This window comes from Pseudomonas sp. Ma2-10 (assembly GCF_054330215.1).
On the sequence record NZ_JBTEYL010000028.1, the window covers coordinates 16,196 to 39,401 of the forward strand.

General features: G+C 59.7%; 24 protein-coding genes. All 24 read left to right on the forward strand.

The genetic code is table 11. The features are described from left to right. The first annotated feature begins 5 nt into the window (after positions 1-5). The 24 genes from ACXPVS_RS23825 (at position 6) to ACXPVS_RS23940 (ending at position 23,163) form a co-directional block, all read left to right on the forward strand. Entirely contained in the window at positions 6-1,712 is a 1,707-nt protein-coding gene (locus ACXPVS_RS23825) for an ATP-binding SpoIIE family protein phosphatase (protein WP_458512084.1), read from the forward strand. Between the two features lie 30 nt (positions 1,713-1,742). Beyond that, positions 1,743-2,090, forward strand: a complete 348-nt coding sequence (locus tag ACXPVS_RS23830; protein WP_458512085.1) for an Hpt domain-containing protein — start codon at positions 1,743-1,745, stop codon at positions 2,088-2,090. Between the two features lie 102 nt (positions 2,091-2,192). Then, on the forward strand, positions 2,193-3,554 hold the full coding sequence (locus ACXPVS_RS23835; RefSeq protein WP_458512086.1) for a flagellar hook-length control protein FliK: 1,362 nt from the start codon (positions 2,193-2,195) through the stop codon (positions 3,552-3,554). 165 nt (positions 3,555-3,719) lie between these two features. Beyond that, a complete protein-coding gene (gene fliL, locus ACXPVS_RS23840) occupies positions 3,720-4,220 on the forward strand; it encodes a flagellar basal body-associated protein FliL (RefSeq protein ID WP_458512087.1) in 501 nt (166 codons plus the stop codon). Positions 4,221-4,229: 9 nt separating this feature from the next. Next, entirely contained in the window at positions 4,230-5,198 is a 969-nt protein-coding gene (fliM, locus tag ACXPVS_RS23845; protein WP_458512088.1) for a flagellar motor switch protein FliM, read from the forward strand. Between the two features lie 72 nt (positions 5,199-5,270). Continuing rightward, positions 5,271-5,729: a flagellar motor switch protein FliN gene (gene fliN / locus ACXPVS_RS23850; protein WP_129442187.1), complete on the forward strand. Its 459-nt coding sequence runs from the start codon at positions 5,271-5,273 to the stop codon at positions 5,727-5,729. Continuing rightward, complete coding sequence (gene fliO, locus ACXPVS_RS23855) at positions 5,730-6,200, forward strand: flagellar biosynthetic protein FliO (protein WP_458512089.1); 471 nt, start codon at positions 5,730-5,732, stop codon at positions 6,198-6,200. Beyond that, positions 6,200-6,958 (forward strand): flagellar type III secretion system pore protein FliP, encoded by a 759-nt coding sequence (fliP, locus tag ACXPVS_RS23860; RefSeq protein ID WP_458512090.1) that lies wholly within the window; start codon positions 6,200-6,202, stop codon positions 6,956-6,958. The genes fliO and fliP overlap by 1 nt, the downstream gene beginning before the upstream one ends. Then, a complete protein-coding gene (gene fliQ / locus ACXPVS_RS23865; protein ID WP_458512091.1) occupies positions 6,955-7,224 on the forward strand; it encodes a flagellar biosynthesis protein FliQ in 270 nt (89 codons plus the stop codon). The genes fliP and fliQ overlap by 4 nt, the downstream gene beginning before the upstream one ends. 3 nt (positions 7,225-7,227) lie before the next feature. Then, positions 7,228-8,010 (forward strand): flagellar biosynthetic protein FliR, encoded by a 783-nt coding sequence (gene fliR / locus ACXPVS_RS23870; protein ID WP_458512092.1) that lies wholly within the window; start codon positions 7,228-7,230, stop codon positions 8,008-8,010. Positions 8,011-8,013: 3 nt separating this feature from the next. Next, complete coding sequence (gene flhB, locus ACXPVS_RS23875) at positions 8,014-9,171, forward strand: flagellar biosynthesis protein FlhB (protein WP_458512093.1); 1,158 nt, start codon at positions 8,014-8,016, stop codon at positions 9,169-9,171. 137 nt (positions 9,172-9,308) lie between these two features. Continuing rightward, the gene (locus ACXPVS_RS23880) at positions 9,309-9,731 is read left to right on the forward strand and encodes a hypothetical protein (RefSeq protein ID WP_458512094.1); all 423 of its coding nucleotides are present in this window, start codon (positions 9,309-9,311) and stop codon (positions 9,729-9,731) included. 110 nt (positions 9,732-9,841) lie between these two features. Beyond that, the gene (flhA, locus tag ACXPVS_RS23885; protein ID WP_458512095.1) at positions 9,842-11,971 is read left to right on the forward strand and encodes a flagellar biosynthesis protein FlhA; all 2,130 of its coding nucleotides are present in this window, start codon (positions 9,842-9,844) and stop codon (positions 11,969-11,971) included. Between the two features lie 11 nt (positions 11,972-11,982). Next, positions 11,983-13,311 carry a flagellar biosynthesis protein FlhF gene (gene flhF, locus ACXPVS_RS23890; protein ID WP_458512096.1) on the forward strand — a complete coding sequence of 443 codons (1,329 nt, stop codon included), beginning with the start codon at positions 11,983-11,985 and terminating at the stop codon, positions 13,309-13,311. Between the two features lie 116 nt (positions 13,312-13,427). Then, positions 13,428-14,258, forward strand: a complete 831-nt coding sequence (fleN, locus tag ACXPVS_RS23895) for a flagellar synthesis regulator FleN (protein WP_008001746.1) — start codon at positions 13,428-13,430, stop codon at positions 14,256-14,258. Then, positions 14,255-14,995, forward strand: coding sequence for an RNA polymerase sigma factor FliA (gene fliA / locus ACXPVS_RS23900; RefSeq protein ID WP_348130628.1), 741 nt, complete (start codon positions 14,255-14,257; stop codon positions 14,993-14,995). Before fleN ends, fliA begins: the two co-directional genes overlap by 4 nt. Before the next feature lie 167 nt (positions 14,996-15,162). Further along, positions 15,163-15,534 carry a chemotaxis response regulator CheY gene (locus ACXPVS_RS23905; protein ID WP_024012118.1) on the forward strand — a complete coding sequence of 124 codons (372 nt, stop codon included), beginning with the start codon at positions 15,163-15,165 and terminating at the stop codon, positions 15,532-15,534. Between the two features lie 22 nt (positions 15,535-15,556). Beyond that, positions 15,557-16,345 carry a protein phosphatase CheZ gene (locus ACXPVS_RS23910; RefSeq protein ID WP_458512097.1) on the forward strand — a complete coding sequence of 263 codons (789 nt, stop codon included), beginning with the start codon at positions 15,557-15,559 and terminating at the stop codon, positions 16,343-16,345. 37 nt (positions 16,346-16,382) lie between these two features. Continuing rightward, the gene (locus ACXPVS_RS23915) at positions 16,383-18,620 is read left to right on the forward strand and encodes a chemotaxis protein CheA (protein ID WP_458512098.1); all 2,238 of its coding nucleotides are present in this window, start codon (positions 16,383-16,385) and stop codon (positions 18,618-18,620) included. Positions 18,621-18,669: 49 nt separating this feature from the next. Beyond that, positions 18,670-19,800 carry a protein-glutamate methylesterase/protein-glutamine glutaminase gene (locus tag ACXPVS_RS23920; protein ID WP_458512099.1) on the forward strand — a complete coding sequence of 377 codons (1,131 nt, stop codon included), beginning with the start codon at positions 18,670-18,672 and terminating at the stop codon, positions 19,798-19,800. Next, complete coding sequence (locus ACXPVS_RS23925; RefSeq protein WP_458512100.1) at positions 19,800-20,540, forward strand: flagellar motor protein; 741 nt, start codon at positions 19,800-19,802, stop codon at positions 20,538-20,540. The genes ACXPVS_RS23920 and ACXPVS_RS23925 overlap by 1 nt, the downstream gene beginning before the upstream one ends. 15 nt (positions 20,541-20,555) lie before the next feature. Then, the gene (gene motD / locus ACXPVS_RS23930; protein ID WP_458512101.1) at positions 20,556-21,446 is read left to right on the forward strand and encodes a flagellar motor protein MotD; all 891 of its coding nucleotides are present in this window, start codon (positions 20,556-20,558) and stop codon (positions 21,444-21,446) included. Positions 21,447-21,489: 43 nt separating this feature from the next. Next, complete coding sequence (locus ACXPVS_RS23935; RefSeq protein ID WP_415770601.1) at positions 21,490-22,278, forward strand: ParA family protein; 789 nt, start codon at positions 21,490-21,492, stop codon at positions 22,276-22,278. 27 nt (positions 22,279-22,305) lie between these two features. Then, the gene (locus ACXPVS_RS23940) at positions 22,306-23,163 is read left to right on the forward strand and encodes a CheW domain-containing protein (protein ID WP_458512102.1); all 858 of its coding nucleotides are present in this window, start codon (positions 22,306-22,308) and stop codon (positions 23,161-23,163) included. Positions 23,164-23,206 lie beyond the last annotated feature (43 nt).

The window sequence follows — 23,206 nt, forward strand, 5'->3', positions numbered from 1 at the left end:
CCGCCATGCAGTCCTTGTTCGAACCGCTGACGATCCTGGTCGCCGAAGACAGCGCGGCCGATCGCATGCTGCTGTCGACCATCGTTCGTCGCCAGGGGCACGAGGTGCTGACGGCTGCCAACGGTGCCGAAGCCGTTGAAGCGTTTCGCCAGCAACGACCGCACCTGGTGCTCATGGACGCAATGATGCCGGTGATGGATGGTTTCGAGGCGGCGCGGCAAATCAAAGTGTTGGCAGGGGAAACCCTGGTGCCGATCATCTTCCTCACCTCGCTGACCGAAAGCGAAGCGCTGGCCCGCTGTCTGGAGGTCGGGGGGGACGACTTTCTGGCTAAACCCTATAACCAGGTGATCCTCGCCGCCAAGATCAAGGCGATGGATCGCTTGCGGCGGTTGCAGGCCACGGTGTTGCAGCAGCGCGACCAGATCGCCAGGCACCACGACTACCTGCTCAACGAGCAGCGGGTGGCCAAGGCCGTGTTCGACAAGGTGGCCCACTCCGGCTGCCTGAATGCACCCAATATCCGCTACCTGCAATCGCCTTATGCGTTGTTCAACGGCGATCTGCTGTTGGCCGCGTTCACCCCCGCCGGCGACATGCACGTACTGCTCGGCGATTTTACCGGTCATGGTTTGCCGGCCGCGGTCGGTGCCATGCCCCTGGCCGAAGTCTTCTATGGCATGACCGCCAAGGGATACGGCCTGTCCGAAACCCTGCGCGAGATGAATGCCAAGCTCAAACGCATCCTGCCGGTGGACATGTTCTGTTGTGCAACGCTGCTGTGCCTGAGTTTTCAGCGACGCTCGGTGGAGGTCTGGAACGGCGGGATGCCCGACGGTTACCTGCACAGCATCGCCAGCGGTGAGCGAACGCCGCTGAGGGCTCGGCATTTGCCGCTCGGTGTGCTGAGCCCGCAATCCTTTGAAGACCGCACCGAGGTGTTTCCGATGGCGGTCGGGGATCGAGTCTTCCTGTTGTCCGACGGGGTGATCGATACCTGCGATGCCAACGAACAGTTGTTTGGTGTGGAGCGATTGCAGCAGGTGTTTGCGGCTAATCGCCAGCCTGACGAGTTGTTCGAAGAGATCGAGCAAGCGTTGCGGGACTTTCGTGGCGAGGCCCGTGATGACGTGAGCATGGTCGAGGTCAGTCTGCTGGAGGCCGCACAACTGAGCCCGCCGGCGCTGGTGTATTCCGACAGCGGTCAGTCCTGCCCGCTGGACTGGTCAGTGAGTTTCGAATTTCGCGCCGCCACGCTCAAACGCTTCAATCCGCTGCCGTATCTTCTGCAATTGCTGCTTGAGGTCCACGGTCTGCGGGCTCAGAGCGGGGCGCTCTACAGTGTGTTGGCTGAACTGTATTCCAATGCCCTGGAGCATGGGGTGCTGGGGCTGGATTCGAGTCTCAAGCGCGATGCTTCGGGTTTCACCCGCTATTATCAACAGCGCAATGCGCGCCTGGACGCTTTGCAGGACGGCTTCGTGCGGGTGTATTTGCAGGTGACCCCCCAGGGCGGAGGCGGCTGTTTGACGGTTCGAGTAGAAGACAGCGGCAAGGGGTTCGATGTCGCGCGGGTGATGGCGCGGCCGATCGACGGTGTCCGTCTGTCGGGACGGGGCGTCAGTCTGATCCGTCAGTTGGGCCACAATGCGAGTTGGTCCGACGATGGTCGAAGTGCCCGCGTGGAGTTTTTCTGGGAGGCTCTGGCATAATCCACGCATTCTTGATCAAGGAGTGAGCAAGTGGCTGACACACACCTGGACCGCGATCTGCTGAGCGCGTTGCAAGAGGTCATGGAGGATGAGTATCCGACGTTGCTGGATACCTTTCTCGCCGATTCCGAAGAGCGTTTACGCATCTTGCGAAAGGCTGAAGATGCCGCGCAACTCATGAATGCTGCTCATAGTCTCAAGGGGAGCAGCAGCAATATGGGCGCCATTCGCCTGGCTGAGTTGTGCCATGAACTGGAGCAGCGCGCCAAGCAAAGAAGCCTCGCCGGCATTGAAGAGCTGGTGGGCGAAATTGATGACGAATTTGCGTTTGTCCGGCCGCTCTTTGAGGCCGAGCGTCAGCGCGCGCTCTGCCAATGAGGCCTTCCGGCGCTTTTAGCGCCTGTGGCTCAAATCTGGCGCGACCTTTGCAGTAATCTCCGTCAACTGTACCTACGATCCCAGTGCAGCGGAGACCGTTCCATGCCCGTTACCCCCAATATGCTTCTTCAGGCCGCCGCGCAGGCCAAGACTCAAGCCGCTTCCGCCAATACACCGGCGCTGGCCGCTGAGCCTGGGGACAAGGCATCCAGCTTCGCTCAGGTCTACGCCAATCAAGCCCGGAACAAACCCTTTGCGGTGGGTGATGGATCGGCCAAGCCGATACGCGATAAAACACCGGACAGCCCCGACAAAAAGAACCTCAGCAACGACACGTCTGCCGCCCCGGAACCTGCGGTTGCCGATAGCGGCAAATCCTTGCCCGCCGATAAGCCGGCGCAGGCTGGCGACGAGGCTGCCAGCGATGACGGGTCGGATACTGCGCAGGTACCGGTTGCCGATGCCGCGCCCGTTGACCCGACGCTGGATCCTGCGTTGATGCAGGTAGCCCAACCTGCGGTGACAGCGGCGGTACCGGCAACTCCGCCCGTTGTAGTCACCCCGCAACCGCAGGTCGAGGTGGCTGTGACGGCGGCGGCGACTCCGGTTGTTGCAAGCACTGACACCGATTTCGATCCCGAAGCCGATCCCCTCGACGCACTGCCTGCCGTGCGTATGGCCATGGAACAGGGCGGCCATATTTCGGCTGCGAGTCAGGCCCAGCCCAAAGCGGCACCGACCTCGGCCCAGGCCCAGGCCGACGGCGAGTCCACCTCGGCGCAGAACTTCGCCGCTGGCATGGCGAGCATGCTCGATGTGCAAGCCGACAAGGACGGCACTGGTCAGGGGGGTGACAAGGCCTTCGGTGGTCTTATCGATGACGGTCTCAAGGACCTGAAGTCCGCGAGTAGCGATACCCGGGTCGACGATTTCGCCAACCGTCTGGCGGCACTGACCCAGGCGGCCACGCCGAAAACCGCCAACGCGTTGCCGGTGAATCAACCGATCGCCATGCATCAGAGCGGCTGGACCGAGGAAGTAGTGAACCGGGTCATGTACCTGTCCAGTGCCAATCTCAAGGCGGCCGACATCCAGTTGCAACCGGCTGAACTGGGGCGCCTGGACATTCGGGTGAACATGGTTCCGGATCAGCAGACTCAGGTGACGTTCATGAGCGCCCATCCAAGTGTTCGCGAAGCGCTGGACGGGCAGATGCATCGTTTGCGTGACATGTTTGCGCAGCAGGGCATGGGACAGGTCGACGTCAATGTGTCCGACCAGTCCCGTGGCTGGCAGGGGCAAGGGCAGGAGCAGGCTCAACAGGGTCAAGGCCAGGGTGGACGCACCAACGCCAGCGGTGGTCGTATCGACTCCATGGATGAGGAGCTTGCGCCGGCCGTTACCGAAGTGGCGTCCAGTGCCACCAGCGTCATCGGCTCCAGCGCCGTCGACTATTACGCCTGATCAAACGCAAACCCCTGTCCGATCGTTCCCACGTCGAGGCGTCGAACCGCCTGCGTGGGCGCGATCAAACTGTCCTTCCGGTTCTCCGTCAGACATTTCTGGCATAACACTTGCTCTTGCCTTGCCGTGCGACTGTGAAAACCCGAATAGTGACGGATTATTGGCATGGCGAAGAGCGAAACAGCAGTAAAAGACCCCGCAACCAAAGGCAAACTCAAGCTGATCATTGTGATCGTGGTGGCCCTGCTGCTGGCGATCGGCGTGTCCGTGGGGGCGACCTGGTTCTTCATGCACAGCGCCCAGAGCAAGCCCGCTGTCGCAGCCGAAACCGGCCCGGTCGGCCAGCAGCCAGCGGTTTTCGAACCCATGGCGCCGGCCTTCGTGGCCAATTACAACCAGAACGGTCGTCAGCGCTACATGCAGGTGAGCATCACCTTGCAGGGTCGCAATCAAGTCGATCTGGAAGCGCTCAAAGTCCACATGCCCGTCATCCGCAATAACCTTGTCATGCTGTTCTCCGGGCAGGACTTCGCCACGCTGGCGTCGCCGGTCGGCCAGGAAATGTTGCGTCAGAAAGCCACGGCCAGCGTCCAGGAAGTCGCGCAGAAAGAACTCGGCAAAGTGGTCATCGAACAGTTGCTTTTCACTAATTTCGTACTGCAGTAGGAACACGACATGGCCGTGCAGGACCTGCTGTCCCAAGATGAGATTGATGCGCTGTTGCATGGCGTCGACGATGGTCTGGTACAGACCGATATCGCTGCTGAACCCGGCAGTGTCAAAAGCTACGACCTGACCAGTCAGGATCGCATCGTCCGTGGACGCATGCCGACCCTGGAAATGATCAACGAACGCTTCGCCCGTTACACCCGCATCAGCATGTTCAACATGCTGCGCCGCTCGGCGGACGTTGCCGTCGGTGGCGTGCAGGTGATGAAGTTCGGCGAATACGTGCACTCGCTGTACGTGCCGACCAGCCTCAATCTGGTCAAGATCAAGCCGTTGCGCGGCACCGCACTGTTCATCCTCGACGCCAAACTGGTGTTCAAGCTGGTGGACAACTTCTTTGGCGGCGACGGCCGTCACGCGAAGATCGAGGGGCGTGAATTCACCCCTACGGAACTGCGCGTGGTGCGCATGGTGCTGGAACAGGCCTTCGTCGACTTGAAAGAAGCCTGGCAGGCGATCATGGAAGTGAACTTCGAGTACATCAACTCCGAAGTGAACCCGGCCATGGCCAACATCGTCGGCCCGAGCGAAGCCATTGTGGTCTCCACCTTCCACATCGAACTCGATGGCGGCGGCGGCGACCTGCACGTGACCATGCCGTACTCGATGATCGAACCTGTACGCGAAATGCTCGACGCCGGCTTCCAGTCGGACCTCGACGATCAGGACGAACGCTGGGTCAACGCCTTGCGTCAGGACGTGCTGGACGTTGACGTGCCGATCGGTGCCACGGTTGCCCGTCGCCAGTTGCGCCTGCGGGACATTCTGCACATGCAGCCGGGGGACATTATTCCGGTCGAGATGCCGGAAGAGATGATCATGCGCGCCAACGGCGTGCCTGCGTTCAAGGTCAAGATGGGGTCGCACAAAGGCAACCTCGCGTTGCAAGTGATCGAGCCGATCGAGCGCCGCTGACCGGCGCTCCAAACCCCCTGTGCTTTTAACTGACGGCTCCTGATTGAATGGATGCCCGCCGAGGACAAATTGATGGCTAACGATATGAACACCCAGGACGACCAGGCGCTGGCCGATGAATGGGCTGCTGCCCTGGAAGAAACCGGCGACGCGGGGCAGGACGATATCGACGCCTTGCTGGCCGCCGACGCCGCCAGTTCCCCGTCCAACCGTCTGCCGATGGAAGAGTTCGGCAGCGTGCCCAAAAACAACGAACCGGTCACCCTCGACGGTCCGAACCTGGACGTGATTCTCGATATCCCGGTGTCGATTTCCATGGAAGTCGGCAGCACGGATATCAACATCCGTAACCTGCTGCAGCTTAACCAGGGTTCGGTGATCGAACTCGATCGTCTGGCCGGTGAGCCGCTGGACGTGCTGGTCAACGGCACGCTCATTGCTCACGGTGAGGTCGTGGTGGTCAACGAGAAGTTCGGCATCCGCCTGACCGACGTGATCAGCCCAAGCGAACGCATCAAGAAGTTGCGCTGAGTGAAAAAGGTTCTGGGGGTTTTGCCTGGATTGGCGTTGGGGTTAGCGCTGGCCTCGCCGTTCAGCGTCATGGCTGCCGAGCCGGTGGCGATGGCTGCCAGCGCCGCTGCACCCGCGGTCAGCAGCGGTGTTGCCGGGCAATTGACGCAGTTGGTGTTCGGTTTGCTGCTGGTGCTGGGGTTGATCTTCTTCCTCGCCTGGCTGCTGCGTCGGGTGCAACAGGCCGGACCCGCCGGCAAGGGGCAGGTGATCGAGTTGATCGGTTCCCGCGCGCTTGGCCCTCGCGACCGATTGATGCTGGTGCAGGTCGGCAACGAGCAGATTTTGCTTGGCTTGAGCCCCGGCACCATCACCGCGTTGCACGTGCTCAAGGAGCCGGTGCAAGTGCCCGGCGGTACTGAAAAAGCGACCCCCGAGTTTGCCCAGCGCCTGATGGAGCTGATGGGCAAGGATCATAAGGATAAGAAGTAATGGGTGCGCTACGCATCATCTTGACGCTGGCCCTGATGCTGGCCGCGCCGCTGGCGTTCGCCGCCGATCCGTTGTCGATCCCGGCGATTACCCTGGGCACCAACGCCGACGGCGCTCAGGAGTATTCGGTCAGTCTGCAAATCCTGCTGATCATGACTGCGCTGAGTTTTATCCCGGCGTTCGTCATGCTGATGACCAGCTTCACCCGGATCATCATCGTCTTCTCGATCCTGCGTCAGGCCCTGGGCCTGCAACAAACGCCGTCGAACCAGATCCTCACGGGCATGGCGCTGTTCCTGACCTTGTTCATCATGGCGCCGGTGTTCGACCGGGTTAATCAGGACGCCTTGCAGCCGTATCTGGCCGAGAAACTCACCGCTCAAGATGCCGTGGCCAAGGCGCAGGTGCCGATCAAGGATTTCATGCTCGCCCAGACTCGCACCAGCGATCTGGAGTTGTTCATGCGCTTGTCCAAACGTACTGATATTGCGTCGCCGGATCAGGCGCCGCTGACCATTCTGGTCCCGGCGTTCGTCACATCCGAGCTGAAAACCGCGTTCCAGATTGGCTTCATGATCTTCATTCCGTTCCTGATCATCGATCTGGTCGTGGCCAGTGTGCTGATGGCCATGGGTATGATGATGCTCTCGCCGCTGATCATTTCCCTGCCATTCAAGATCATGCTGTTCGTGCTGGTGGATGGGTGGGCGTTGATCATCGGTACGCTGGCGAGCAGCTTCGGCGGTGTATCGCCATGACGCCAGAAGTTGCGGTAGACATCTTCCGGGAAGCGCTGTGGCTGACCACCATGATGGTTGCCGTACTGGTGATTCCGAGTTTGCTCGTAGGTCTGATGGTGGCGATGTTCCAGGCCGCTACGCAGATCAACGAACAGACCCTGAGCTTTCTGCCTCGCTTGCTGGTGATGCTGGTGACGTTGATCGTCACCGGTCCGTGGCTGGTGCAGACCTTTATGGAATACATCCTGCAGTTGTACGGCAGTATTCCTCAGGTCATTGGCTAAACCATGTCGCTGCTCCAGCTGACCGATACCCAGATCAGTACTTGGGTGGCGACGTTCATGCTGCCGCTGTTTCGTATCGGTGCCTTGCTGATGGTCATGCCGGTTTTCGGTACGACTCTGGTGCCAACACGCGTGCGCCTTTATTTTGCCCTCGCGATCACGGTAGTGATTGCCCCGGGGTTGCCGCCGATGCCGCCGGTCAACGCACTGGACTTGAGCGCGCTGCTACTGATTGCCGAGCAGATCCTCGTCGGTGCCGTGATGGGGTTCTCGTTGCAACTGTTTTTCCAGGCTTTCGTGGTCGCCGGGCAGATCGTCTCCATTCAGATGGGCATGGGCTTCGCGTCGATGGTCGACCCTACCAACGGCGTCTCGGTGGCGGTGATCGGGCAGTTCTTCACGATGCTGGTCACGCTGTTGTTCCTGTCGATGAATGGCCATCTGGTGGTGTTCGAAATCCTCACCGAAAGCTTCACTACGCTGCCGGTCGGTAGCGGGTTGATGGCCAATCATTTCTGGGAACTGGCCGGCAAGTTCGGCTGGGTCCTCGGTGCCGCGCTGTTGCTGGTGTTGCCGGCGATCACGGCGTTGCTGGTGGTCAACATCGCGTTTGGCATCATGACCCGGGCGGCGCCACAGCTGAACATCTTCTCCATCGGCTTTCCGCTGACGCTGGTGCTCGGGCTGTTCATCGTCTGGGTCGGGCTGGCGGACATTATTAATCAGTATCAGCCGATGGCCTCCGAGGCCTTGCAGTTTTTACGCGAACTGGCACGGGCGCGCTGAGTCATGGCTGAGAGCGAAAGCGGTCAGGACAAAACAGAAGACCCCACGGAGAAGCGCAAGAAGGACTCTCGCGAGAAAGGCGAGATCGCGCGTTCCAAAGAGCTCAACACCCTTGCGATCATGATTGCCGGTTCCGCCGCGCTGCTGATTTTCGGCGGGGCGCTGGCGCAAGACTTGATGGAATTGATGCGGCAGAATTTCTCCTTGTCGCGTGAAGTCATTCTCGATCAGCGCTCCATGAGCACTTACCTGTTGAATTCAGGGCTGACCGCCTTGCTGGCGATTCAGCCGATCATGATTACCCTGGTGCTGGCCGCCTTGATCGGGCCGATCTCCCTTGGTGGATGGCTATTCGCAGCAGGTTCCCTGGCACCGAAATTCAGCCGGATGAACCCTGCCGCTGGCCTCAAGCGAATGTTTTCGTTCAAGGCGGTGGTGGAGTTGCTTAAGGCGTTTGCAAAATTTTTGATCATCCTGACCGTGGCCCTGCAGGTGTTATTGTCAGACATCGATGACCTGATACGCATCGCCCATGAACCTTTGGAGCTGGCGGTCATTCACTGCTTGCAGGTGGTGGGCTGGAGTACGTTATGGATGTCCTGTGGGCTAATCTTCATCGCCGCGGTGGATGTGCCGGTGCAGCTGTGGGAAAGCCACAAGAAGTTGCTGATGACCAAGCAGGAAGTGCGTGACGAGCACAAGGATCAGGAAGGGCGGCCGGAGGTCAAGCAGCGGATTCGCCAGTTGCAGCGTGAGATGTCCCAGCGCCGGATGATGGCGGCGATTCCCGACGCCGATGTGGTGATCACCAACCCGACTCACTACGCCGTAGCGCTCAAGTACGATCCGGACAAGGGTGGAGCGCCGATGCTGATCGCCAAGGGCAGCGACTTCCTGGCCTTGAAAATCCGTGAAATCGCTGTGGCCAACGACGTGCTGCTGCTTGAGTCGCCGGCACTGGCGCGTTCGATCTACTACTCCACCGAACTTGATCAGGAAATCCCTGGCGGGCTCTACCTTGCCGTCGCCCAGGTACTCGCTTACGTCTACCAGATCCGCCAGCACCGCGCCGGCAAGGGTAAACGCCCGGATCCGCTCAAGGACGACCTGCCGATTCCGCCGGATCTACGGCGCGATTCCAAAGAGCCGCCGCCCGCCTGAAAACGCTGTGTGCCTGTTAGTTCTGACAGTAGACACGCTTGCTCTTAAGCGTTGTCATGGCCTTGGGCGTTCTCCCGTTCAATGAGTGAATTGATCACTGTGGATGGGCGTTCATTAAGGCATTTGAGGTGGCGGTCATGGCAGAGCGTGAATACCGAACGCTTCAAGGGATGGCGTTGGAATTTGTTTCGGGCGTCCTGGAGGAGGATCAGTTCGAGCGCACGATCAGTTACTCGGCTGCGTTCGACATGACTCTGGGCTTTGCGCATTTTGTGCAGAGGGCCAATGCCTACATTCCGGGTTGCCTGAGCGGCGCTATCAATGTGATCCGACCCGAATTGGACGGGTTCAGCTATCACCATAATCACAATTACTTCTCCGACGCGGCTGGCAATATCGGTGATAACCAAGCGTTGATCCATATTTGCAGCCCCTTGCGTTTGTCGCCGCTGACGAGCCTGCGTGCGGGTCGGGGTCACGCTCGACCAACGTTCTCGCGAAAATTTCACGACCGCTGCGGCAAGCGTTGCACGGTCGGTCCACCGTACCAATCCCGCTGATAATCCCCTCTGTTTCAAACCCCTGCAAAAGTTGGAAGGCTTCTTGCAGTAGCCGCTCTGCGTCTGCTTCAGGCGTCAAAAAGTTTGCTTTAAAGGAACGGGGAAAACCGGTGGATCGCTCTCAGTTACTCAACAACGCTCGCACAAACGTTGCCGACCTAAGTCGAGGCAATTTGGGTGTGCCGTTGTTGCTGCTGGTCATGCTGGCGATGATGATGTTGCCGGTGCCGCCGTTCCTGCTGGACGTGTTTTTCACGTTCAACATTGCCTTGTCGATTGTCGTGCTGCTGGTGTGCGTCTACGCCTTGCGGCCGCTGGATTTTGCGGTGTTCCCGACCATTCTGCTGGTGGCAACATTGCTGCGACTGGCACTGAACGTGGCCTCCACGCGGGTGGTCATGCTCAACGGTCAGGACGGCCATGCCGCCGCCGGTAAGGTGATCCAGGCCTTTGGTGAGGTGGTGATCGGCGGTAACTACGTGGTCGGTATCGTCGTCTTCGCGATTTTGATGATCATCAACTTCGTCGTGGTGACCAAAGGCGCCGGGCGGATTTCCGAGGTGAGCGCGCGTTTCACCCTCGACGCGATGCCCGGTAAACAGATGGCCATCGATGCCGACTTGAATGCCGGCCTGATCGACCAGAGCCAGGCCAAGCTGCGCCGGATGGAAGTGGCCCAGGAAGCCGAGTTCTACGGTTCCATGGACGGTGCCAGCAAATTCGTGCGTGGTGACGCCATTGCCGGCCTGCTGATTCTGTTCATCAACCTGATTGGTGGTGTGGCGGTCGGTATCTTCCAGCACAACATGAGCTTTGCCGAAGCCGGCAAGGTTTACGCGTTGCTGACGATTGGTGACGGTTTGGTGGCGCAATTGCCATCACTGCTTTTATCTACAGCTGCAGCGATCATGGTGACCCGTGCTTCCGGTTCCGAAGACATGGGCAAGCAGATCAGTCGCCAGATGTTCGCCTCGCCCAAAGCGTTGGCGGTAGCCGCTGGCCTGATGGCGGTCATGGGCCTGGTGCCCGGCATGCCGCACTTCTCCTTTCTCAGCATGGCGGCCCTGGCGGCTGGCGGTGCTTACCTGTTCTGGAAGAAGCAGAACGTGGTCAAGGTTCAGGCCTTGCAAGAGGTCAAGCGTCAACAGGAACTGCTGCCATCGCCGGCTCGCGCTCAGGAAACCAAGGAGCTTGGCTGGGATGACGTCACTCCGATCGACATGATCGGCCTGGAAGTCGGCTACCGGCTGATTCCTCTGGTGGACCGCAATCAGGGGGGGCAGTTGCTGGCGCGGATCAAGGGCGTGCGCAAGAAGCTGTCCCAGGACCTGGGCTTCCTGATGCCGACTGTGCATATCCGTGACAACCTCGACCTGGCCCCGAGTGCCTATCGCCTGACCCTGATGGGGGTGATCCTGGCCGAGGCGGAGATTTACCCGGACCGCGAACTGGCGATCAATCCGGGGCAGGTCTACGGTACGCTCAACGGCATTACCGCCAAAGATCCGGCTTTCGGGCTGGAAGCGGTCTGGATCGAAGTCAGCCAGCGCGCCCAGGCACAGTCCCTCGGTTACACCGTGGTCGATGCCAGTACGGTAGTGGCAACGCACTTGAACCAGATTTTGTACAAGCATTCGAGCGAGTTGATCGGTCACGAAGAAGTGCAGCAACTCATGCAATTGTTGGCCAAAAGCTCGCCAAAACTGGCCGAAGAGCTGGTGCCTGGTGTGGTGTCTCTGTCGCAGTTGCTCAAAGTATTGCAGGCATTGCTGGCCGAACAGGTACCAGTACGGGACATTCGCAGCATTGCCGAAGCCATCGCAAACAATGCCAGCAAGAGTCAAGATACTGCCGCGCTGGTGGCCGCGGTTCGCGTCGGTGTATCCCGCGCAATCGTCCAAAGCATTGTAGGGACTGACTCCGAGCTCCCAGTGATCACTCTGGAGCCAAGGTTGGAACAAATATTGCTCAATAGTCTTCAGAAGGCAGGGCAAGGCTCGGAAGAGGGTGTTCTGCTGGAGCCAAGCATGGCTGAGAAACTGCAGCGCTCGTTGATCGATGCGGCGCAGCGTCAGGAAATGCAAGGTCAACCGGTGATTCTGTTGGTAGCCGGTCCGGTTCGCGCGATGCTGTCGCGATTCGGCCGATTGGCAGTTCCGGGTTTGCATGTGTTGGCTTACCAGGAAATTCCTGACAACAAGCAAGTGACCATCGTTGCGACAGTAGGGCCCAACGGCTGAGGTAGTGGTTTATGCAAGTTAAGCGTTTTTTCGCCGCCGATATGCGTCAGGCCATGAAGCTGGTTCGTGATGAGCTGGGCGCTGATGCCGCTATCATTGGCAACCGCCGGATCGCCGGTGGTGTTGAACTGACGGCTGCCCTGGATTACAAGCTGTCGGCGCTGGCTCCGCGCGTTCCGAACATGGAGCTTGAAGACGAGCTACGCAAGACCCAATCGCGGATCGTCACCGCCCAGGCCGAACTGAGCCTGCGCAGCGATGGCGAGAGCGATAAGTCCACCAATCGCCAATTGTTCGCCGGCCTGCCATTGACCGCCGCGGAGCCGCTGATCGAGGCGACCTACACCGAACCCCGCCGTGCTGCACCGGCTGCGGCACCTGTCACCGGTGGCGTCGACCCACGGGCGTTCGACTCGATGCGTTTCGAACTCAACAGCCTGCGCGAATTGATGGAAGTGCAACTCGGCTCCCTGGCCTGGAATCAGCTGCAAGGCAGCCGTCCGGCCCAGGCCAATCTTTGGCGTCGCCTGCAACGTATTGGCCTGTCCGGCCCGTTGTCGCGCGATTTGCTGGCGCTGGTTACCGATATTGAAGAACCCCGTCAGGCCTGGCGCATGTTGCTGGCGCACCTGGCGCGGATGATCGCCACACCGCAAGTCGAGCCCCTGGAAGAGGGCGGCGTGATTGCCATGGTCGGCCCCGCCGGCATGGGCAAGACCACCACCCTGGCCAAACTCGCGGCCCGTTACGTGCTCAAGTACGGCGCGCAGAATATCGCGCTGGTCAGCATGGACAGCTACCGCATTGGTGCTCAGGAACAACTCAAGACGTTGGGCCGGATCCTCAATGTGTCGGTGACGCATGTCGATCCGGGCCAATCGCTGGTGCAGGCGATGGAGCCTTTGCTACGCAAACGCGTGGTGCTGATCGATACCGCGGGCCTTCAGGCCAGCGATCCGGCACTGCGCATGCAGCTCGAAAGCCTGGCCGGTCGTGGCATCAAATCGAAAAATTATCTGGTGTTGGCAACCACCAGCCAGAAACAGGTTCTAACGGCTGCGTATCACAGTTACAAGCGTTGTGGGCTCGCTGGCTGCATCCTGACTAAACTGGATGAAACGGCAAGTCTGGGCGAGGTGCTGAGCCTGGCCATCAGTCATGAATTGCCGGTGGCCTATCTGACCGATGGCCCGCGGATTCCGGATGATTTGCATCTGCCGCGTCGTCATCAGTTGGTCAGTCGCGCCGTCAGCGTGCAAATGCAAGAAGAACCCAGCGAAGAAGCCATGGCTGACATGTTCGCTGATATTTACCACAGCCCGACCAAGCAGGTCGGCTGAGGTATTAATAAACAGTTTTTGTACCTACATCGATGGTCTGCCATGCATTGTTCAGTTAGTGAACGCGCAGCCAGTAATGTGGCCTCCGTCTAAGTAAGACAAGGTAAAAAAAATTCATGGGCAGCATGCATCCCGTACAGGTGATCGCGGTGACCGGCGGCAAAGGTGGCGTCGGGAAGACTAACGTGTCAGTGAACTTGTCCCTGGCTCTTGCTGAGCTCGGCCGGCGCGTCATGCTGCTGGACGCCGATCTGGGGCTGGCGAACGTCGACGTACTGCTGGGGCTGACACCCAAACGTACTTTGGCCGACGTGATCGAAGGCCGCTGTGAGCTGCGCGACGTACTGTTGCAAGGCCCCGGCGGCATCCGCATCGTCCCGGCCGCGTCCGGTACACAGAGCATGGTTCATTTGAGCCCGGCTCAACACGCCGGCCTGATCCAGGCGTTCAGCGATATCGGCGACAACCTCGACGTGCTGGTGATCGACACCGCGGCGGGTATTGGTGACTCGGTCGTCAGTTTCGTCCGCGCAGCGCAAGAAGTGTTGCTGGTGGTCTGCGACGAACCGACCTCGATCACCGACGCCTACGCACTGATCAAACTGCTTAACCGCGATTACGGCATGAACCGCTTCCGCGTCCTGGCCAACATGGCCCAGAGCCCGCAGGAAGGGCGCAACCTGTTCGCCAAGTTGACCAAGGTCACGGATCGCTTCCTTGACGTCGCCTTACAATACGTCGGTGCGGTGCCTTACGACGAAAGTGTGCGCAAGGCGGTGCAGAAGCAGCGCGCCGTTTACGAAGCCTTCCCGCGGTCCAAGTGTTCATTGGCGTTCAAGGCCATTGCACAGAAGGTCGATACCTGGCCGCTGCCTGCCAACCCGCGTGGTCACCTGGAGTTTTTCGTCGAGCGCCTCGTGCAACAAACCGCAGGACCGGTGCTATGACAGCCAGTGGCTACAACTTCTACAAGAAGTCGGCACGTGACGCGCAGTACGAGCTGATCGAGCGTTACGCGCCACTGGTTAAACGCATTGCCTACCACTTGCTGGCGCGTCTGCCGGCCAGTGTCCAGGTCGAAGACCTGATTCAGGCCGGTATGATCGGCCTGCTTGAAGTGTCGACCAAATACGACGCCAGCAAAGGTGCGAGCTTCGAGACGTACGCGGGCATTCGAATCCGTGGCGCGATGCTCGATGAAGTGCGTAAGGGGGATTGGGCGCCACGTTCGGTCCACCGCAATACCCGGATGGTCAGCGATGCCATTCGCTCGATTGAAGCTAAAACCGGTCGTGACGCTAAAGATCACGAGGTTGCGGCCGAACTCCAATTGAGTCTCGACGATTATTACGGGATTTTGAACGACACCCTGGGTAGCCGGTTATTCAGTTTCGACGATCTGTTGCAGGACGGCGAACACGAAGGGCTGCACGAGGATGGCGCCAGTGCTCATCTCGAGCCGTCACGCGATCTGGAAGATGAACGCTTCCAGGCGGCGCTGGCGGACGCGATTGCCAATTTGCCGGAGCGTGAGCGACTGGTGTTGGCGCTGTACTACGACGAAGAGTTGAATCTCAAGGAAATCGGTGAGGTCCTGGGGGTCAGCGAATCTCGGGTCAGCCAGTTACACAGCCAGTGCGCGGCCCGTTTGCGGGGGCGTTTGGGGGAGTGGCGAGCGCGCTGAAGGCAGTGTGGGGACACTGCGAACGCGGCTGGTGGGGTGTTGAACCTTGCCGGTCACGATCTGTTGTGCTCCAGACAGTCATTGAGTGCTTTGCCGGATTGAATGAAATGGCGCGTCCAGGTGCTGGGCGCGTTTAAGACTGCTTGGAGGTCGAATTGGACAAGAACATGAAAATCCTCATCGTTGATGACTTCTCAACGATGCGGCGGATCATTAAAAACCTGTTGCGTGACCTTGGGTTCACCAACACTGTCGAGGCCGACGATGGCACTACTGCCATTCCGGTGCTCAACAGCGGCAGCATCGACTTTCTGGTAACAGACTGGAACATGCCTGGCATGACCGGTATCGACCTGCTGCGCCACGTGCGCGCCGATGAAAAACTCAAGCACTTGCCAGTGCTGATGGTGACCGCTGAAGCCAAGCGCGAGCAGATCATCGAAGCGGCCCAGGCCGGTGTAAACGGCTATGTGGTCAAACCCTTCACGGCCCAGGCGTTGAAAGACAAGATCGAAAAGATTTTCGAACGCATCGGTTGAGCAACTGCGCCACGGGGGAGCTATGGAGCATAAAGAATCTTCACAGGGCGATTTTGAGTCGACCCTGAAAAAACACGCGGTCGAACTGGTCGAAAGCCTTGAAAAAGGCAGGTTCGGCGACGCTGTGCAACTGATCCATGAGCTCAATCAGACCCGTGACCGTGGCCTGTATCAGGAAGTGGGCAAGCTCACTCGCGAGTTGCATAGCGCGATCGTCAATTTCCAGATTGACCCGAACATGCCGCAAGCCGAGGAAGTCTCGCAGATCACGGATGCCACCGAGCGGTTGGGTTACGTGGTCAAGCTGACCGAGGCTGCTGCCAACCGCACCATGGACCTGGTGGAAAACGCCACGCCGCTGGTCAACGGCCTGAGCAACGAAGCCCAGGCCTTGAGCACCGACTGGGGACGGTTCATGCGTCGCGAAGTCGGGGCTGAAGAGTTCCGCGAGTTGGCTCGGCGAGTCGACGGTTTCCTGACACGCAGCAGCGAAGACAATCGCGTTGTGTCGGGCAACCTCAACGACATTCTGCTCGCTCAGGATTACCAGGATCTCACCGGTCAGGTGATCAAGCGCGTGACCCAATTGGTCACCGAAGTTGAAAGCAACCTGCTCAAGCTCGTGCTTATGGCCAGTCAGGTGGACCGCTTTGCGGGCATCGAACATGACCGTGAAGCGATGCGTGCAGAAAAAGATCCGCAAAAACATCTCTCTCAGGGTGAAGGTCCGCAGATTCATGCCGATAAAAGAGAAGATGTTGTGTCCGGTCAGGACGATGTGGACGATTTGCTATCCAGTCTTGGATTTTAGGTTTTTAGGTTTTTAGACCTTTAGGAGCACCCCCTTAATGAGCTTCGGCGCCGATGAAGAGATCCTTCAGGATTTCCTGGTTGAGGCCGGCGAGATTCTAGAGCAACTGTCCGAACAGCTGGTCGAGCTTGAAAGCCGACCCGATGATGCGGACTTGCTCAATGCAATTTTTCGCGGTTTTCACACTGTAAAAGGAGGCGCCGGCTTCCTCCAGCTCAACGAGCTGGTGGAGTGCTGTCACATCGCCGAGAACGTGTTCGACATCCTGCGCAAGGGTGAGCGTCGCGTCGACTCGGAACTGATGGACGTGGTTCTCGAAGCGCTGGATGCGGTGAACGGCATGTTTACCGAAGTCCGCGAGCGCAGCCCGATCACGGCTGCCACGCCAGAATTGCTTGCGGCACTGGCCCGTCTGGCCGAGCCGCAAATCGCCGATGAAACGGCACCGGTCGCCGAGGTGGTGGAACAACCTGCCGCCGAGAGCGAATCGGGTGACATCACCGATCACGAATTCGAACAACTGCTGGACTCGCTGAACGCCGTCAAGGCTCAGGCGCAAGCCCCGCAAGCCCCGAGCAGTAATGTGGCGAGCAGCGACGAAATTACCGATGCCGAGTTCGAGTCGTTGCTCGATCAACTGCACGGTAAAGGCCAGTTCGCCGTCGATGCGGTAGCCCCGGCGCCGGCCGCACCGGCTGCCCCGAAAGCGGCAGGCGACAGCTCCGATATCACCGACGACGAGTTCGAAGCACTGCTCGATCAGTTGCACGGCAAGGGTAATTTTGCCGTTGATGCGCTGGAATCGGCTATTGCTGCGGTCCCGGCCCCGGCTGCGCCAATCGCTAAAGTGGCGGGCGGCGATCTGATCTCCGATCACGAGTTCGAATCGCTACTCGACGAATTGCACGGTAAAGGCACGTTCACTGAAGTCGGTACCGCCTCGGGCACCAGCGCTTCGGCTGCGACGCCAATTGCCAAGGCTGTTGCACCCAAACCCGTTGCCAAAGCGCCCGAGCCTAAAGCCGAAGCGCCGAAGCCTGCCGCTGCTGCCCCGGCTCCGGCTCGTGCCCCATCCGCGCCGCCGCCGGAAAAACCGGCCAGCGAAGCCGAGACCACCGTGCGGGTCGATACCGCGCGTCTCGACGAAATCATGAACATGGTCGGTGAGTTGGTACTGGTGCGTAACCGCTTGGTCCGTCTGGGCCTCAACAGCGGTGACGAAGCCATGTCCAAGGCCGTGTCGAACCTCGACGTGGTCACGGCCGACCTGCAAACCGCGGTCATGAAGACCCGGATGCAGCCGATCAAGAAGGTCTTCGGACGCTTCCCGCGTCTGGTTCGCGACCTGGCTCGCCAGCTCAAGAAAGAGATCAACCTGGAACTGGTCGGCGAAGAAACCGACCTCGACAAAAACCTCGTCGAGGCCCTGGCCGACCCGCTGGTCCACTTGGTGCGCAACTCGGTCGACCACGGTATTGAAGAGCCGGCCGAGCGTGAAGCGATGGGCAAGCCTCGCAGCGGCAAGGTGATCCTGTCCGCTGAACAGGAAGGCGACCACATCCTTCTGTCGATTTCCGATGACGGCAAGGGCATGGACGCCGATGTTCTGCGCGGCATTGCCGTGAAGAAAGGCTTGATGGACAAGGATGCAGCGGATCGCCTCAGCGAGTCCGATTGCTTCAACCTGATCTTCGCGCCGGGTTTCTCGACCAAGACCGAAATTTCCGATGTCTCCGGACGCGGCGTGGGCATGGACGTGGTGAAAACCAAAATCGCCCAGCTCAACGGCACCATCAATATCTATTCGACCAAGGGCAAGGGCTCGAAGATCGTCATCAAGGTGCCGTTGACCCTGGCGATCATGCCGACGCTGATGGTCATGTTGGGCAACCAGGCGTTTGCGTTCCCGCTGGTGAACGTCAACGAGATCTTCCACCTCGACCTGTCGCGCACCAACGTGGTGGATGGCCAGGAAGTGGTAATCGTGCGGGACAAGGCGCTGCCCTTGTTCTACCTCAAGCGCTGGCTGGTCAGCTCCGCTGCTCACGAAGAGCAGCGCGAGGGCCATGTGGTGATCCTTTCGGTGGGCACTCAGCGGATCGGCTTCGTCGTCGATCAACTGGTGGGCCAGGAAGAAGTGGTCATCAAGCCATTGGGCAAAATGCTCCAGGGAACCCCGGGCATGTCCGGCGCCACCATCACCGGTGACGGCCGCATTGCGCTGATTCTCGATGTTCCCAGCATGCTCAAGCGTTACGCCGCACGGCGTATTTGATTCTGGTGGGGCGGGGCGACTGAGCCTCGCTCCGTCTAACGGAGTGTTTATGGCAGTTAAAGTCCTGGTGGTGGATGATTCGGGTTTTTTCCGCCGCCGCGTCTCGGAAATTCTTTCAGCGGATCCGAATATCCAGGTCGTCGGCACGGCGACCAACGGAAAAGAGGCGATTGATCAGGCGCTGGCCCTCAAGCCAGACGTGATCACCATGGACTACGAGATGCCGATGATGGATGGCATCACGGCGGTGCGGCACATCATGCAGCGCTGCCCGACCCCGGTGTTGATGTTCTCCTCGCTGACCCATGAAGGCGCTCGGGTAACCCTCGATGCGTTGGATGCCGGCGCGGTGGATTTCCTGCCGAAGAATTTCGAAGACATCTCCCGCAACCCGGAGAAGGTCAAGCAACTGCTGTGCGAGAAAATTCTCAGCATTTCGCGCAGTAACCGTCGCGCCAACACCTACAGCGCACCGGTGCCTGTCGCCGCGCCCGCCCCGACGCCTGCACCTTCGAGCGTCAGCAGCTACGGCAGCAGCACGCCTGCGCGTCCGGCACCGGCGCCGATTCCGGCGCGTACGCACGCACCGGCCTCGTCGTCGCCAACGCCGAAACGCAAAGCCTACAAACTGGTCGCCATCGGTACGTCCACTGGCGGTCCGGTTGCTTTGCAGCGGGTTCTGACCCAATTACCGGCCAATTTCCCCGCACCGATCGTATTGATCCAGCACATGCCGGCTGCCTTCACCAAGGCCTTCGCCGAACGTCTGGACAAGCTCTGCCGCATCAGCGTCAAGGAAGCCGAGGATGGCGACATCCTGCGTCCGGGCCTGGCATTGCTGGCACCGGGTGGCAAGCAAATGATGATCGACGGCCGTGGCGCGGTGAAGATCCTCCCGGGCGACGAACGTCTGAACTACAAGCCGTGCGTGGACATCACCTTTGGTTCCGCCGCCAAGTCTTACGGTGACAAAGTTCTGGCGGTCGTATTGACCGGCATGGGCGCCGATGGTCGCGAAGGCGCGCGTCTGCTCAAGCAGGGCGGGAGCTCGATCTGGGCTCAGGATGAAGCCAGCTGCGTGATCTACGGCATGCCGATGGCCATCGTCAAAGCTGAACTCGCCGACGCGGTGTACGGCCTGGACGATATAGGCAAGCATCTGGTCGAGGCTTGTATCTGATGGATGTTTTAAGCCTCATCGGGATCATCATGGCGTTCGTCGCCATCATTGGCGGCAACTACCTTGAAGGTGGCCACCTCGGCGCCCTGGCCAACGGCCCGGCGGCGTTGATCGTTATCGGCGGAACCGTCGGTGCGGCGCTGCTGCAGTCACCGATGAGCGCCTTCAAGCGCTCCATGCAGATTCTGGCCTGGATCCTGTTTCCACCCCGCGTGGACCTGGCCGGTGGCATTGATCGCGTTGTGAACTGGAGCTTGACCGCGCGTAAGGAAGGCCTGCTCGGTCTGGAAGGCGTAGCCGACGCCGAACCTGACAACTACTCGCGCAAAGGCCTGCAACTGCTGGTGGACGGCGCCGAGCCGGAAGCGATTCGCAGCATTCTGGAAGTGGATTTCTACACTCAGGAAAGCCGCGACATCGAAGCCGCCAAAGTCTTCGAAAGCATGGGCGGCTACGCGCCGACCATCGGCATCATCGGTGCGGTGATGGGCCTGATCCATGTGATGGGCAATCTGGGCGATCCATCGCAACTGGGTAGCGGCATTGCCGTGGCCTTTGTCGCGACCATCTACGGCGTGGCCAGTGCCAACCTGGTGCTGCTGCCGATTGCCGCCAAACTCAAGTCCGTCGCTTTGCGGCAGTCGCGTTATCGCGAAATGTTGTTGGAAGGCATTCTGTCGATCGCCGAAGGTGAAAACCCTCGCTCTATTGAGTTGAAGCTTCAGGGCTTCATGGATTGATGGGGGTAATGGATTATGGCTCGTCGTCGCCAACCTGAAGAACATGTAAACCATGAGCGTTGGCTGGTTTCGTACGCCGACTTCATTACGTTGCTGTTCGCTTTCTTCGTCGTGATGTACTCGATTTCTTCGATCAACGAAGGCAAGTACAAGGTCATTTCCGAAGCGCTGATCGGGGTCTTTACCGACTCTGACCGCGCCCTCAAGCCGATCCCGATCGGCGACGAGCGACCGAAGACCGTGACCCCGGCCAAGCCGCTGGTTAAAGACGCCGAGCAGGTCGACGCCGGTATTGCGGGTGCCAACGATCCGCTCAAAAGTATCGCTGACGACATCAGCGCCGCGTTCGGCGACTTGATCAGCTCCAATCAGATGACGATTCGCGGCAACGAACTGTGGGTCGAAATCGAACTCAATTCCAGCCTGTTGTTCGGCAGCGGCGACGCCATGCCCAGTGACATCGCGTTCAACATCATCGACAAGGTTGCCGTGATTCTGAAGCCGTTCGACAACCCGATTCACGTCGAAGGTTTCACTGATGATCAACCGATCCGCACCGCGCAATACCCGACCAACTGGGAGCTGTCCTCGGCCCGGTCGGCGAGCATCGTGCGCATGCTGGCGATGCAGGGTGTGAACCCCGGTCGTCTGGCGTCGGTGGGGTACGGCGAGTTCCAGCCAGTGGCCAACAACGCCACTGCCGAGGGCCGGGCGCGTAACCGTCGCGTCGTCCTGGTAGTGTCGCGAAATCTCGATGTACGCCGCAGCCTCACCGGTACCGGAACGGCCAATGCGAAACCGGATGCCGCGTTGAAGCGTGCTGGCACACAAACTGCACCGACCCCGGTCAAGTCGCCGGGACGAGAGAGTGCCGTCAATTCTCCGTCACCCGCATTAATACGTTGAGCTTTTCCTCGGTCGACCATTTCGACCGGGAGGAACAATCCGAATGAGAGTCTGGGCAGTCGCCAATCAAAAGGGTGGTGTTGGTAAAACCACTTCCTCTATCGCTTTAGCCGGTTTACTGGCCGAGGCGGGCAAGCGCGTGGTTGTGGTCGATCTCGACCCCCACGGCTCCATGACCAGCTATTTCGGTTACGACCCCGACAGCCTGGAACACAGCAGCTACGACCTGTTCCTGCACAAAGGCAGTGTGCCGCAAGGCTTGCCCGGTCAGTTGTTGTTGCCCACCAGCCACGAGAGTATTTCCCTGCTGCCATCAAGCACTGCGCTGGCGACCCTCGAGCGCCAGTCGCCGGGGCAGAGTGGCTTGGGCCTGGTGATAGCCAAGAGCCTGGCGCAACTTTGGCAGGACTTCGATTACGCCGTGATCGACAGCCCGCCGTTGCTCGGCGTGCTGATGGTCAATGCCTTGGCGGCGAGCCAGCAATTGGTGATTCCGGTGCAGACCGAACACTTGGCGGTCAAAGGCCTGGAGCGCATGGTCAATACCCTGGCGATGATCAACCGTTCGCGCAAACAGGCGCTGCCGTTCAGCATCGTGCCGACCCTGTTTGACCGCCGCACGCAGGCCTCCCTCGGAACGCTACGGGTGTTACGCGACAAATACCCGGAAGACATCTGGCAGGGCTACATCCCTGTCGACACCCGTTTGCGTGACGCCAGCCGTGCCGGTGTGACGCCTTCGCAGTTCGACGGCAAGAGCCGAGGGGTGCTGGCCTATCGCGCGTTGCTCAAACATCTGCTGGCAGCACAACTTGTTCCGCAGGTGGCGTGAGATGAGCCTTCCTAGCCTGGTGCTCCCATGAATCGGCCGGTCAAGACCACCTCGCGTCCGCAACTGGCGCTGCAGTCCTATCTGGACAGCTTGCTGATGGAGGCGACGTTAGAGTTGCCGCCGGAAATCGAAGCGCTGGTTGAAACCGTTGTGGTTGTTGACGCGGTCGAAGTTGAAGCTGCGCTGGACGATTTCCAGGCAGCGGTGCTCGAAGAGCAGGCTCGTGATGCACAGAACCCCGCCGTGGTTGCCGTGCCGGTAGCCGTGATCGAAGCACCGGTGCCGGTTCTCGTACCGATCTCGACCATCGCCCCGCAGCTGCAAGCCTTGGTGCCACCGGTGGTCGAAGTCCACCTGCCACCGAGCAACACGCCGCCGCCAGTGGAAACCGATGGTCGCCCGTCCTGGGCCGCCGAGCCATTCGAATGCCTGTTGTTCGATGTCGCCGGGCTGACCCTGGCGGTGCCACTGGTGTGTCTGGGCTCTATTTATTCTTTGGCCGGTCACGAGCTGACACCGCTGTTCGGTCAGCCGGAATGGTTCCTTGGGATTCTGCCAAGCCAGGCCGGCAACCTGAAAGTATTGGACACCGCGCGTTGGGTCATGCCGGACCGCTACCGCGACGATTTCCGTCAAGGCTTGCAATACGTTATTTCGGTTCAGGGCTACGAGTGGGGGCTGGCGGTGCATCAGGTCAGCCGCTCGTTGCGCCTGGACCCGAACGAAATCAAATGGCGCAGTCACCGAGGTCAACGGCCATGGCTGGCGGGCACTGTGATTGAACACATGTGTGCATTGCTCGACGTTTCCGCACTGGCCGAGTTGATCGCCAGCGGCGGGGCAAAGCACATGAGCGGCACCAGACCGACTCATAAACCAACATAACAAGCACGTGACGGCAGTGATTGCCGTCGCACAGAACATATAC

Bases quoted from the DNA above. Each gene is read 5' to 3' on its own strand.
- ACXPVS_RS23825 (WP_458512084.1), top strand. From the start codon at position 6: ATGCAGTCCTTGTTCGAACCGCTGACGATCCTGGTCGCCGAAGACAGC.
- ACXPVS_RS23835 (WP_458512086.1), top strand. From the start codon at position 2,193: ATGCCCGTTACCCCCAATATGCTTCTTCAGGCCGCCGCGCAGGCCAAG.
- fliL (WP_458512087.1), top strand. From the start codon at position 3,720: ATGGCGAAGAGCGAAACAGCAGTAAAAGACCCCGCAACCAAAGGCAAA.
- fliM (WP_458512088.1), top strand. From the start codon at position 4,230: ATGGCCGTGCAGGACCTGCTGTCCCAAGATGAGATTGATGCGCTGTTG.
- fliN (WP_129442187.1), top strand. From the start codon at position 5,271: ATGGCTAACGATATGAACACCCAGGACGACCAGGCGCTGGCCGATGAA.
- fliP (WP_458512090.1), top strand. From the start codon at position 6,200: ATGGGTGCGCTACGCATCATCTTGACGCTGGCCCTGATGCTGGCCGCG.
- fliQ (WP_458512091.1), top strand. From the start codon at position 6,955: ATGACGCCAGAAGTTGCGGTAGACATCTTCCGGGAAGCGCTGTGGCTG.
- fliR (WP_458512092.1), top strand. From the start codon at position 7,228: ATGTCGCTGCTCCAGCTGACCGATACCCAGATCAGTACTTGGGTGGCG.
- flhB (WP_458512093.1), top strand. From the start codon at position 8,014: ATGGCTGAGAGCGAAAGCGGTCAGGACAAAACAGAAGACCCCACGGAG.
- ACXPVS_RS23880 (WP_458512094.1), top strand. From the start codon at position 9,309: ATGGCAGAGCGTGAATACCGAACGCTTCAAGGGATGGCGTTGGAATTT.
- flhF (WP_458512096.1), top strand. From the start codon at position 11,983: ATGCAAGTTAAGCGTTTTTTCGCCGCCGATATGCGTCAGGCCATGAAG.
- fleN (WP_008001746.1), top strand. From the start codon at position 13,428: ATGGGCAGCATGCATCCCGTACAGGTGATCGCGGTGACCGGCGGCAAA.
- fliA (WP_348130628.1), top strand. From the start codon at position 14,255: ATGACAGCCAGTGGCTACAACTTCTACAAGAAGTCGGCACGTGACGCG.
- ACXPVS_RS23905 (WP_024012118.1), top strand. From the start codon at position 15,163: ATGAAAATCCTCATCGTTGATGACTTCTCAACGATGCGGCGGATCATT.
- ACXPVS_RS23910 (WP_458512097.1), top strand. From the start codon at position 15,557: ATGGAGCATAAAGAATCTTCACAGGGCGATTTTGAGTCGACCCTGAAA.
- ACXPVS_RS23915 (WP_458512098.1), top strand. From the start codon at position 16,383: ATGAGCTTCGGCGCCGATGAAGAGATCCTTCAGGATTTCCTGGTTGAG.
- ACXPVS_RS23920 (WP_458512099.1), top strand. From the start codon at position 18,670: ATGGCAGTTAAAGTCCTGGTGGTGGATGATTCGGGTTTTTTCCGCCGC.
- ACXPVS_RS23925 (WP_458512100.1), top strand. From the start codon at position 19,800: ATGGATGTTTTAAGCCTCATCGGGATCATCATGGCGTTCGTCGCCATC.
- motD (WP_458512101.1), top strand. From the start codon at position 20,556: ATGGCTCGTCGTCGCCAACCTGAAGAACATGTAAACCATGAGCGTTGG.
- ACXPVS_RS23935 (WP_415770601.1), top strand. From the start codon at position 21,490: ATGAGAGTCTGGGCAGTCGCCAATCAAAAGGGTGGTGTTGGTAAAACC.
- ACXPVS_RS23940 (WP_458512102.1), top strand. From the start codon at position 22,306: ATGAATCGGCCGGTCAAGACCACCTCGCGTCCGCAACTGGCGCTGCAG.